The organism is Armatimonas sp. (genome assembly GCF_043757465.1).
Classification (GTDB): domain Bacteria; phylum Armatimonadota; class Armatimonadia; order Armatimonadales; family Armatimonadaceae; genus Armatimonas.
Window position 1 is genome coordinate 87,032 of the sequence record NZ_JAYVPL010000156.1, and the last position, 9,102, is coordinate 96,133.

10 protein-coding genes are annotated in these 9,102 nt (G+C 57.6%); 2 read left to right on the top strand and 8 right to left on the bottom strand.

Features of this window, described 5'->3' with window-relative positions; all coding sequences use genetic code 11:
- Positions 1-31: 31 nt before the first annotated feature.
- The 7 genes from ACH2ED_RS21840 to ACH2ED_RS21870 form a co-directional block, all read right to left on the bottom strand.
- Positions 32-1,300, bottom strand: a complete 1,269-nt coding sequence (locus ACH2ED_RS21840) for a 3-deoxy-D-manno-octulosonic acid transferase (protein WP_395094847.1) — start codon at positions 1,298-1,300, stop codon at positions 32-34.
- Positions 1,297-1,920 carry a DUF4276 family protein gene (locus ACH2ED_RS21845; RefSeq protein WP_395094848.1) on the bottom strand — a complete coding sequence of 208 codons (624 nt, stop codon included), beginning with the start codon at positions 1,918-1,920 and terminating at the stop codon, positions 1,297-1,299. The genes ACH2ED_RS21840 and ACH2ED_RS21845 overlap by 4 nt, the downstream gene beginning before the upstream one ends.
- A complete protein-coding gene (locus tag ACH2ED_RS21850; protein ID WP_395094849.1) occupies positions 1,917-3,320 on the bottom strand; it encodes an AAA family ATPase in 1,404 nt (467 codons plus the stop codon). The genes ACH2ED_RS21845 and ACH2ED_RS21850 overlap by 4 nt, the downstream gene beginning before the upstream one ends.
- A gap of 4 nt (positions 3,321-3,324) precedes the next feature.
- Positions 3,325-4,338: a tRNA (adenosine(37)-N6)-threonylcarbamoyltransferase complex transferase subunit TsaD gene (gene tsaD / locus ACH2ED_RS21855; protein WP_395094850.1), complete on the bottom strand. Its 1,014-nt coding sequence runs from the start codon at positions 4,336-4,338 to the stop codon at positions 3,325-3,327.
- 5 nt (positions 4,339-4,343) lie between these two features.
- Complete coding sequence (locus ACH2ED_RS21860) at positions 4,344-4,973, bottom strand: EI24 domain-containing protein (RefSeq protein WP_395094851.1); 630 nt, start codon at positions 4,971-4,973, stop codon at positions 4,344-4,346.
- 5 nt (positions 4,974-4,978) lie between these two features.
- Positions 4,979-5,671, bottom strand: a complete 693-nt coding sequence (locus ACH2ED_RS21865) for an RNA polymerase sigma factor (RefSeq protein WP_395094852.1) — start codon at positions 5,669-5,671, stop codon at positions 4,979-4,981.
- A 144-nt stretch (positions 5,672-5,815) separates the two neighbouring features.
- Positions 5,816-6,535 (bottom strand): hypothetical protein, encoded by a 720-nt coding sequence (locus ACH2ED_RS21870; protein ID WP_395094853.1) that lies wholly within the window; start codon positions 6,533-6,535, stop codon positions 5,816-5,818.
- Between the two features lie 93 nt (positions 6,536-6,628).
- On the opposite strand from ACH2ED_RS21870, the gene hisG reads away from it, so the two are divergent.
- Positions 6,629-7,501, top strand: a complete 873-nt coding sequence (gene hisG / locus ACH2ED_RS21875; protein WP_395094854.1) for an ATP phosphoribosyltransferase — start codon at positions 6,629-6,631, stop codon at positions 7,499-7,501.
- A 15-nt stretch (positions 7,502-7,516) separates the two neighbouring features.
- The gene (locus tag ACH2ED_RS21880) at positions 7,517-8,164 is read left to right on the top strand and encodes a hypothetical protein (protein ID WP_395094855.1); all 648 of its coding nucleotides are present in this window, start codon (positions 7,517-7,519) and stop codon (positions 8,162-8,164) included.
- On the opposite strand, the gene ACH2ED_RS21885 is transcribed toward ACH2ED_RS21880, so the two are convergent.
- Positions 8,161-8,895, bottom strand: coding sequence for an SDR family NAD(P)-dependent oxidoreductase (locus tag ACH2ED_RS21885; protein WP_395094856.1), 735 nt, complete (start codon positions 8,893-8,895; stop codon positions 8,161-8,163). The genes ACH2ED_RS21880 and ACH2ED_RS21885 overlap by 4 nt on opposite strands.
- Positions 8,896-9,102 lie beyond the last annotated feature (207 nt).

Below are 9,102 nucleotides of genomic sequence, written 5' to 3' on the forward strand. Positions count from 1 at the left end.
TCCTCGAAGGCTTTTCTCCTCCAGTAGCGCCTTAGCGTCCAAGGAGGCTCTCCAAAGCATCCATACACTTGGCGGAGACTCCCTGGTTCCGCTCGATCAGTGCGCGTGCCTTTACCGCCGAAGTGGCCCTCTCTTGCCCCGAGAGCGCCAACCAGCGGCTCACGGCGCTGGCCAGCCCTGCCGCATCCATGACTTGCTCCCCCACGCCTTCCGCAACTGCCAGAGCCGCGATATCACGCTGGTTGTTCATGTTCGGGCCAAAGAGCGCGGGGACACCCTGAGCGAGTGGCTGGAATACACTCTGCCCGCCCCACGGCGCAAGCGAGCCCCCGACAAATGCGATATCCGCAATGGCATAGACACGGCCCAGCTCACCAAAAGTATCCAGAATGAGCGTGGGGCCACACTCGCCCTTGCTCCGCTGTGCGGCTCCTGGCAAGTGTGCTTTCACTGTCTCCACGCGCTCCAGATGCCGGGGTGCGACAATCAAGACAAGTCCTGCAAAACGCTCCCGCACACGCTTCGCCGCCTCAGCCACCAGCAGCTCCTCATCGGGGATGCCCTCTTTGCCATCGCGGGTCGAGCCACAGATCCAGACAGGAGCGTCTTGAGGAATCCCTAGCTCCTCGCGCAGCTTAGTGCGCTCTTCAGCGCTTAGCATTGTCGCGGACTCATCGAACTTGGTATTGCCAAACATCTGCACCTTCTCACGAGGCGCACCCACCAAACCCGCCCGGCGCACGTCCTCATCCGACTGCATTGCAAAGAGATCCACACACGCCAGTCCACTTTTCATAAAGGCTTGCGCTTTCAGCCCGCGCCGCAAGCCTTTGTCCGAGATGCGCCCATTGAGCACCATGACTTTCGCGCCTTGTTTCTTTGCCGCCGCCAGAAAGTTCGGCCAGATCTCCCACTCCATCAGCAAGAGCGCATCAGGCCCAATCGCTCGCAGGGCGCGTGACACGGCCCACGGAAAGTCCAGCGGAAAGTAGGCCACCGCCGATGCCTCCGCCACGCCCTGCGCCACTTCCCGCCCCCCACGCGTCGTCGTGGTGAGCAGCAAAAACGCCTCCGGATGGCGCTTGCGCAGCTCTCGCAGAATCGGCTTGGCCGCCATCACCTCCCCGACAGAGACTGCATGCACCCAGAAGCTTTTTTGCTCCCTAGCCCCCGATAACGGGGGAAAATAGCCGAAGCGCTCGCGCCAGTGCACCGGGTCTTCCTTGCCCGTCGCCAGCCGAAAAAGATAATAGGCAAGAAGCAAAGGCGAGAGCAGAAAGAGGAGGATGTTGTAGATCACTCTTCGCGCCAGTTTCGTGCTTCCAGAATTGCTCGTACATCATCTTGTAAGCGCTGGAAAGCACTCATGCGCAAAAGAGGGCTGAAGTCATCGGTAAGCTGCGTAATGCGCCGCATTGCAGCAGGAATCTGTTTATTGAATTCATCAAGCCGTCGTCCTCGTCGCTCGCTTGCAGTTCGAAGTGCCTCGCGAAGCACTGTCTTGGGATCAGCTATATTTTCTAGTTGTGCATGCGTTGGTAGATTTAATGTGGCACGACTATTTCGGTTTCCTGCAGCTTGTCGCAAGACGCCCGGATCAAAGAGAAGCCATGCCTCCATCATTCGCACGGGAACAACACAAACACTGGGCTGCTCAACTTTCGCTTCGGTCAGAGCCGCCTGAATCTCCTCATAGCGCCGAAATGGTTCTTCACGATCAGAGTCACGATGAATAAAGAGCAGGTCACACGGAGCATCCTCCAGTGCATTGCGAATTTTCTCCGCCAACCCCTGGCCCCGACGGTAAGCAAACTCTCCAGAGAAAACCTGATTGGTGTGTCGCCGAATCGTCCAATCTAAAATGGGCAAAAGTGCCGCATCTGTTGAGCCCTCCGTCAGAAGCGTATAGCGACATATCATCGCGCATCTACCACCCAAGCAAGCTGCCCAACAGTATTGGGCGCAAGGTCTTCACTAACCTCAGGACGCAGATAGCGTAGCAGTTTACTTTTACTGATCAAGTTGCCCCCTTTAGAACCACGAGTACGCCAAGTCTCAGGAAGACACGACAGAGAAAGTTGTAAACCTCTCGTCCGATCAGCAACATGAACTACCTCCGCAGCAAGAAGGCTCTCACCAGGTGTGTAGAGTACAACAAGTGGCGAGTGCGTGTTGATAATCACCTGACGTAGGGGGTTGTCCTCATCTACCGGGCGAGAAGTATCCACCGCAAGCGCTTGCAAAAGATTCAGCATTGTCCCAATTCGCTCCGGGTGAATTCCATTTTCAGGCTCCTCAAGGCAAAGAACGCCTTGAAAATCGGGGTCTATCTCAAGAGTCGCTAGTGCCAAAAAACGCAGGGTTCCGTCGGAGAGAGCGTGAGCAGAGTGCCGTGTCCCATCGGAGCTAGCTGCCCAGAGCGTCAAGAGATCACGCTTGTCATCTCGCTCTACCCCAATTTCTCGTATCTCCTGCACCAGCTCGCTCATCCGCAGAGCCACCGTATCATAGACTTGTTGATCTTCAGAGCGGCGTGCCAGCCGATAGAGTGTTGCAGGAAGGTGCCCCCCCTTGGTCGTGAGATACCCCGGTGTTTTAAGATCATCCGCTTCACGAAGTGCTGTCGGCTCAAGCTGGAAAAGCGCCCATGAGCGCATCTCATTTCGTGCAAGAACAGCAGTCCGGTACTCAGCCGCATTGGCAAGATGAAGCAGTGTTCGTGGTAGGGTTCGTGCGATGCGTGGGGAGGGTCTTCCCCCACCTTTCCCCCCACCATCCTGGTGCAGTCGAATCGCAGTCTCTCCAACGCTATTTACCACCGTTGAAATCAGAGGTTCTGTTCGTCGTCCTTGAATAACGGAGTTACGCCAAGCAACACTGTGCGGAAAAAGCAGATGTTTTACCGCATCCCCCTTGTTAATATGAACCAACGATTCCTGATGTATCTCTAAATTGCCATCGTCCTCGCGGTAGCCAAGCTCTAGCGTGTAGCGTAGAAATGTCATGCTGGCTTGAGCTTTTTGCCCGAGATCATCTTCCCCTTCCGCGGGAACTACCATCTCCACTTCAAAAAAGATGGTTTCCGCATAGCTATCCCCGGCATGATAGAAGAGAGAAAGGACATCTGGGCGACGGCTATCGCGTACGGACTTCGTTGCCTCTAGTAATGTGTCACTCGCCAAAGCACTCAAGAATTGGATCGCATCAAAAAGATTGGACTTCCCAACACCATTAGCTCCTGCGATGCAGGTGAAAGGGCCAAAACGTACATCTAAATCTACCAAGTTCTTGAATCCACGAACTTTCAGACGGGTTAGCATAACTCTATTGTACTCCTGCTAGTGGCTCAGAGGCGCGAGTCTCAAAGTCGAGGGTGGCGGTGCGGCCATTTTGTAGATACCAGTAACCCGCGCAGGCGATCATGGCGGCGTTGTCGGTGCAGAGCGCTACGGCCGGGTAGAAAAGCGCGAGCCCCGCTTTGTCGCAGCGCTGTTGCATCACCTCACGCAGACGGGTGTTCGCGGAGACACCGCCTGCCAGTAAGACGCGCTCCACCCCCAGCTCATTTGCCGCCGCGATAGTCTTTTTGCTCAGCACATCTACCACGGCCTCCTGGAAGCTCGCAGCAATATCGGCAATGGGGGGTAAGTTCTCGCCCTGCAAGGCGTAGCGCACCGAGGTCTTGAGGCCCGAGAAGCTAAACTCATGGGTTCCCGGAAGCGTGGCACGGGGAAAAGTAATCGCCTTGGGGTTGCCGCCCTCTGCCGCTTTCTGCACAGCAGGCCCCCCAGGATAGCCCAGGCCCATCAGGCGTGCGCACTTATCAAAAGCTTCTCCGGCAGCATCATCGCGCGTGCGGCCTAATAAAACATAGTCGCCGTGGCCGCGCAGGTGAAATAAGTCCGTGTGCCCACCACTGACAACCAGCGCCACCGCAGGGTAATCGGCAATAGCTCTCTCGTTATCGGGGGGGGTGAGCCAGTTCGCGTAGAGATGCGCCTCGATATGATGCACGGGAATCACGGGCTTTTTGAGCGCCATCCCTAGTGCCTTTGCCGCCGATGTCCCAACCAGAAGCGCCCCCAAGAGTCCAGGACGGTTGGTCACCGCGATGGCGTCTATGTCGGTCCACGCACAGTTCGCCTCGGCAAGCGCTTGTCGAAAGACAGGAATCAGCTGCTCCACATGACGGCGGCTCGCCAGCTCGGGCACTACGCCTCCGTAGCGCGCGTGCTCCTCCATCTGCGAGGCCACGATATTAGAGAGCAGCGTGCGTCCGTCTACTACTACGGCTGCGCTTGTCTCATCGCAGCTTGTCTCAATTCCAAAAACAATCACAAACGCTATTGTAGCCGACGGCGAGCCAGAAGTGTCCCCCCAACGATCAGGCCAGGAGCGAAGAAGAGGCCCAAAAAGGGGACGAGTGAGAGGAGCCCGGCAACGGCGGCAAAACTGAGTGTGTAGATATCGGGTTTAGGGAGCAGCAAGCGGGCTTGGGGCCCCAGAGTCGTGCCGCGCCGCAAGAACGCGGGCGACGTATAATCGAGCAGGCTGATCAGTCCCGCACCGCACACCCCCGCCACGGAGCCTAGAACGGGGCCAAGCGCGAAAGCGAGCACGCAGATGCTTCCATTGAGCAGGAGCCGCTTGCACGTGTCGCCAAAAAGCGGGAGTGGCTTGAGCGGACAGTTGAGCACCGTGCCATCAAGCAGGCGCTCCGTCTCCCGGCTCAGCGGATCGAAGACCACCCCCAAAAAACTACTTCCCAGTAGATAAAAAGCGAAGGGGAAAAGCACCAAATACAAAAGAAAAGCGATGACTTTTGCGCCTTCTTCCAGCCCCGCCCCGTAGCGCTGCCAGGTGATCCACCCCAGGATCAAGTAGAGCGCGGAGGCGACTAGCCCCGGCACAAGAGCGAGCGGCCAGAGGCGCGGTGTTTTGAGTAAGAGGCCAATGCCTTTGAGTGCGTCCATACAAACTAAGCAAAGGCGAAGCGGCCCGCTTCGGCGTGCTCGCGCAGGCGCTTGAGGCCACGCTCGGCCTGCTTTCGGACACAGGCGGCGTTCGTGCCTAGTTCCTCAGCGATCTCATCGTGGCTAGCGCCCTCGGCGCGGCGCAGCACAACAAGAGCCTCATTGGGCTTGAGCAGAGTGAGCAGTGCCTCACGGATCGCCCGCTGCTGAATGCGCGCCAGGACGCTCTCCTCAACACGGGTCTCCAGGTCGGGCAGGTCGCGGGTCTCACCGTCTTCGGTATCGTCGAGGGAGAATGCCTGCTTGTCCTGACCACGGCGCACGAGATGGCGCTGGCGGTCAATGAGCAGGTTAGTCGCGATCCGAGCGATGTAGGCCGATGTCGGCTCCGTGCTCGCAGGGCTCTGAAGCAGACGGATCACCACTTCCTGGGTTAGATCCTCCAGCTCATTGGCCAGGAGGGTGCGTGCCTGTCGCGCGAGTGTCGCCGCGCACAGTGACTTGACCTGCCGTCGCAGCATCTCCGCGGCAACATCACGCTCCCGCTTGGAGTTTGCACTCTCGCGGATAACGGCAAGCAGCTCTGTATTGGTCTGTCGCTTCGGTGCGGCAGAAACAGTAGCTTGGGTCGGTTGGGGGGCAGCTTGGTCGTGCCATGCTTTGAGCCCCTGTAGTGCATTTAGCGCCTGTGCATTCATTGTCTTAGGCCTCCTTCTCCAGAGATCTCTTAAACTACGAACCGCCCTTAGTGGGCGGAGGCGGAGGAACGCCAACCTGTGCATACGCCGGAACAACGACTGCGGTCAGCAACAATGCTGCGACGCTTAAAAGCATTAATTTTTTCATGGTCTTACTCTCGAATCCTGCTTCCATAGTACCGCAAGCGAAGCAAATTTACCCACAAATTCCGCGAGGGTCGCTGGAGAGGGCGCCGCTTTGACGGCACGCTCCCACAGACGCTCCGCGCTCTCTTTTTCTCCCCGCTCCAATTTCACATAAGCCCAGGAGCAGAGCAGTTCCAGCCGCTCCTGCTCCGCCAGCGCGTTGGCTAGCCTATACTCCGTGTCCGCCAGCTCAAGATAGGTTCTATCCCCTGTCCGCTGGTAGCGCACTATCCGGGTGTAGCCCAGATTCTGGCGCAAGATACTCGCGACCTCCCGAGTCAGCCACTCCCCATCGGGTTCAATGCAGCAGAGCCGGGCGAAGATTCCCTCCGCTTTCTCAATGCTCGCTGCCGTATTATCTATCAAGCAAACCACTGCCAGCTCCACCCAAACCCGAAAGTAGAGTGGATCGTGCTCCAGCGCCTGCTCGTAGGCCCGCATTGCCGCGATGGCATCCTGATCCTCATGAAAAGCTTTATAGCCTTCACGGTAGCACTCCAGCGCCGCCGCGTTCTCAGAGTGGTCCGGCCAGATCGTCCCCTGTGTCCGCCGCCCAATCAGCAAAACGGGGAAGCGCTCATGAAACGCAGACGGGAGCGGTTCCTCCTCGATCCGGCCTTCAGGGAGGAGCCGGGGAAGGGCAGTTAAGTTCTCATCTACACTCACAGCGCTCTTCATTGCTTTCCTTATTTGGTTAGACGTGGCCGATGGCACAAATGTGACAAAACTTAAAAAATATTTTTTTGGGGCGCGATATACTGAGCGACGACTATGAAATTGAAGCTTGGACTGCCCAAAGGCAGCTTACAGGAGGCCACCTTCCGGCTCTTCACGCAGGCCGGTTGGAGCGTGCGCGTGGACTCTCGCTCGTACCATCCCACGGTGGACGACCCCGAAATCGAGGCGATTCTGATGCGCCCCCAGGAAATCCCGCGCTACTTAGAAGATGGCGTGATTGATGCGGGTCTGACGGGCTGGGACTGGATCACGGACAACGGCGTAGACGTGGTGGAGGTCTGTGAGCTGGCCTACTCCAAGGCGACCCGCAACCCGATGCGTATTGTGTTGGCTGTTGCCGCCGACTCGGAGATTCAGTCGGTAAAAGACCTGGCGGGCAAGCGCCTGGCCACGGAGTATGTCCGGCTGACCAACAACTGGCTAGCGGCCAATGGCGTGACGGCACATGTCGAGTTTAGCTGGGGGGCCGATGAGATGAAAGTCCCGCAGCTCGTGGATGCGATTGTGGTGAACACCGAGACGGGCTCCAGCTTGAAAGCACACAAACTACGCATTGTCGGCGACCCGATTATTATCTCAACCACGCGTTTTGTGGCCAACAAAGCGTCTTGGGCGGATCCTGAAAAGCGTGCCAAGATCGAGAGCCTTGCGATGCTGCTCACGGGCGCTCTGAACGCCGGAGGGCTTGTCGGGCTTAAGCTCAATGTCGCCAAAGAGGACTTTGAGGCCGTGATCGCGCAGCTTCCCGCGCTCAAGAAGCCCACGGTCAGCCCGCTCTGGGGCGATGAGGGTTTTGCTATCGAGATCATTATCGAGGAGCACCAAGCCCGTGATCTGATTCCACGCCTCAAGCGCGCCGGAGCCAGTGGGCTGGTTGAGTATCCCCTCAACAAAGTCGTGTACTAGCCTCCCAGAAGACTTATGGAGCATGGAGAGTGGGAACAACTTGCCGAGAATCCGCGTTTTACGCGTCGCCCACGGCATATTGCGACAGCAGAGGATGCCTTTACTCTTCTTGGGTTTGGCCTGTGGCGTAATCAATGGAAGCCACAGGACGAAGATCAGGTGCGCCGTTCTGTGGATCTGGATTTGGCGGGTTTTGTCCGGGCAAAACAGGGAGTCCTAGAAGCATTATTGAGCGATCATGAGCATCAGAAATTACTGGCTTTCTCTCTGCGACAGAGTGCAACACAGCACGCTCTGCTGTATTCGCAACCAAAATTTCGGGAGTCTTTGCTTCATGTTCTCCTTTACAGTGCAAAACCGCAGGAAGGAAAACCTCTCTGGCGAACCTTACTTTTGATGGATTCGCTCGCGCTGATTCGAGTGAGTTTAAACGCTCAGGATCGCTTTGGTAGAGTATTACCTCCCGTCCGCAAAAAAGAAATGCTAAATAGTCTGGCAGGAGAACTACTGAGGCGTATGGGAGAGGAAAAATTTCTCGCGATAAAGCTCGCCCTCATGGCAAATTATTCTTCAGAACAACTTGATGTTCTGGAGGCAATCGTGCAGGGGAATCCTCCACAGGCAAACTTCTTCCAAACTGATCCGCTACCTGAGCCCGACTAAAGCACCGCCAGGCCACCGTCGGGGGCGAGGTTCGCCCCCGTGATGAAGTCCGAGAGCGGTGAGCAGAAAAAGAGCACGGCGCGAGCGACGTCTTCGGGTGTGGCGAGGCGGCGCAGCGGGGTGCGCTCGGCGACGGCGGCTTTGAGTGACTCGGGAAGACTCTCGGAAAACTCCGTGAGCGCCATACCAGGCGAGACGGCGTTCACCGTGATCCCATCGGGGCCGATCTCTCGTGCCAGCGAGCGGGTGTAGGCGAGCACGGCGGCTTTTGCCATCGCGTGCGCCCCCTGCCCCGGTGCGGGCCGCTGCAAAAGAGTGGCCGAGAGATTGACGATCTTGCCGGATTTCTGTGCCTGAAAGTGCGGCAGCGCGGCGCGCGTGACTGTGATAACGGGCTTCACCACGGCCTCCCACTCCGTGTTGATCTCGTCCCAGGTGAAGGTCGCCAGCGATTTGAGTGGCCCGAAGCCTGCGGCATTGTTCACTAGAATATCCAGCCCTCCCAGTTTTTCCCACGCCTCCGCAACTAAGCGCTCCGCCTGCGCCGTGTCCGTGAGATCCGCCTGCAGCGCCACGCCCCCGATCTCATTTGCCAGGCTCTCCGCGCTGGCTTTCGAGGCGCGATAGGCCACCACGACACTTGCGCCCTCAGCGGCCAGCAGCAGCGCAATCGCCCTACCTACGCCTCGCCCCGCGCCCGTCACCAGCGCTTTCTTTCCCGTTAGTAGCATGCCTCCGAGTGTACCTCTCCTATTGTGATAGAATAGCAAACAATAAGCAAACAATAAAACCATGTTGATTCTGGAAGACTGGATTGTGGACAGGCAGCGGCGGGAGGCGAATCACAATCCGACCGGAGCAAGCTCCGGGGTATGTCTCGGAAGACTTCGGCCTGAGAGCCGAAACCCTAGAAGAAGTGGGCATCCTGAGAGATGCCC

Coding starts and splice junctions, on each gene's coding strand:
- ACH2ED_RS21845 (WP_395094848.1), bottom strand. CDS start 1,920: ATGATATGTCGCTATACGCTTCTGACGGAGGGCTCAACAGATGCGGCA.
- ACH2ED_RS21850 (WP_395094849.1), bottom strand. CDS start 3,320: ATGCTAACCCGTCTGAAAGTTCGTGGATTCAAGAACTTGGTAGATTTA.
- ACH2ED_RS21860 (WP_395094851.1), bottom strand. CDS start 4,973: ATGGACGCACTCAAAGGCATTGGCCTCTTACTCAAAACACCGCGCCTC.
- ACH2ED_RS21865 (WP_395094852.1), bottom strand. CDS start 5,671: ATGAATGCACAGGCGCTAAATGCACTACAGGGGCTCAAAGCATGGCAC.
- ACH2ED_RS21870 (WP_395094853.1), bottom strand. CDS start 6,535: ATGAAGAGCGCTGTGAGTGTAGATGAGAACTTAACTGCCCTTCCCCGG.
- hisG (WP_395094854.1), top strand. CDS start 6,629: ATGAAATTGAAGCTTGGACTGCCCAAAGGCAGCTTACAGGAGGCCACC.
- ACH2ED_RS21880 (WP_395094855.1), top strand. CDS start 7,517: ATGGAGCATGGAGAGTGGGAACAACTTGCCGAGAATCCGCGTTTTACG.
- ACH2ED_RS21885 (WP_395094856.1), bottom strand. CDS start 8,895: ATGCTACTAACGGGAAAGAAAGCGCTGGTGACGGGCGCGGGGCGAGGC.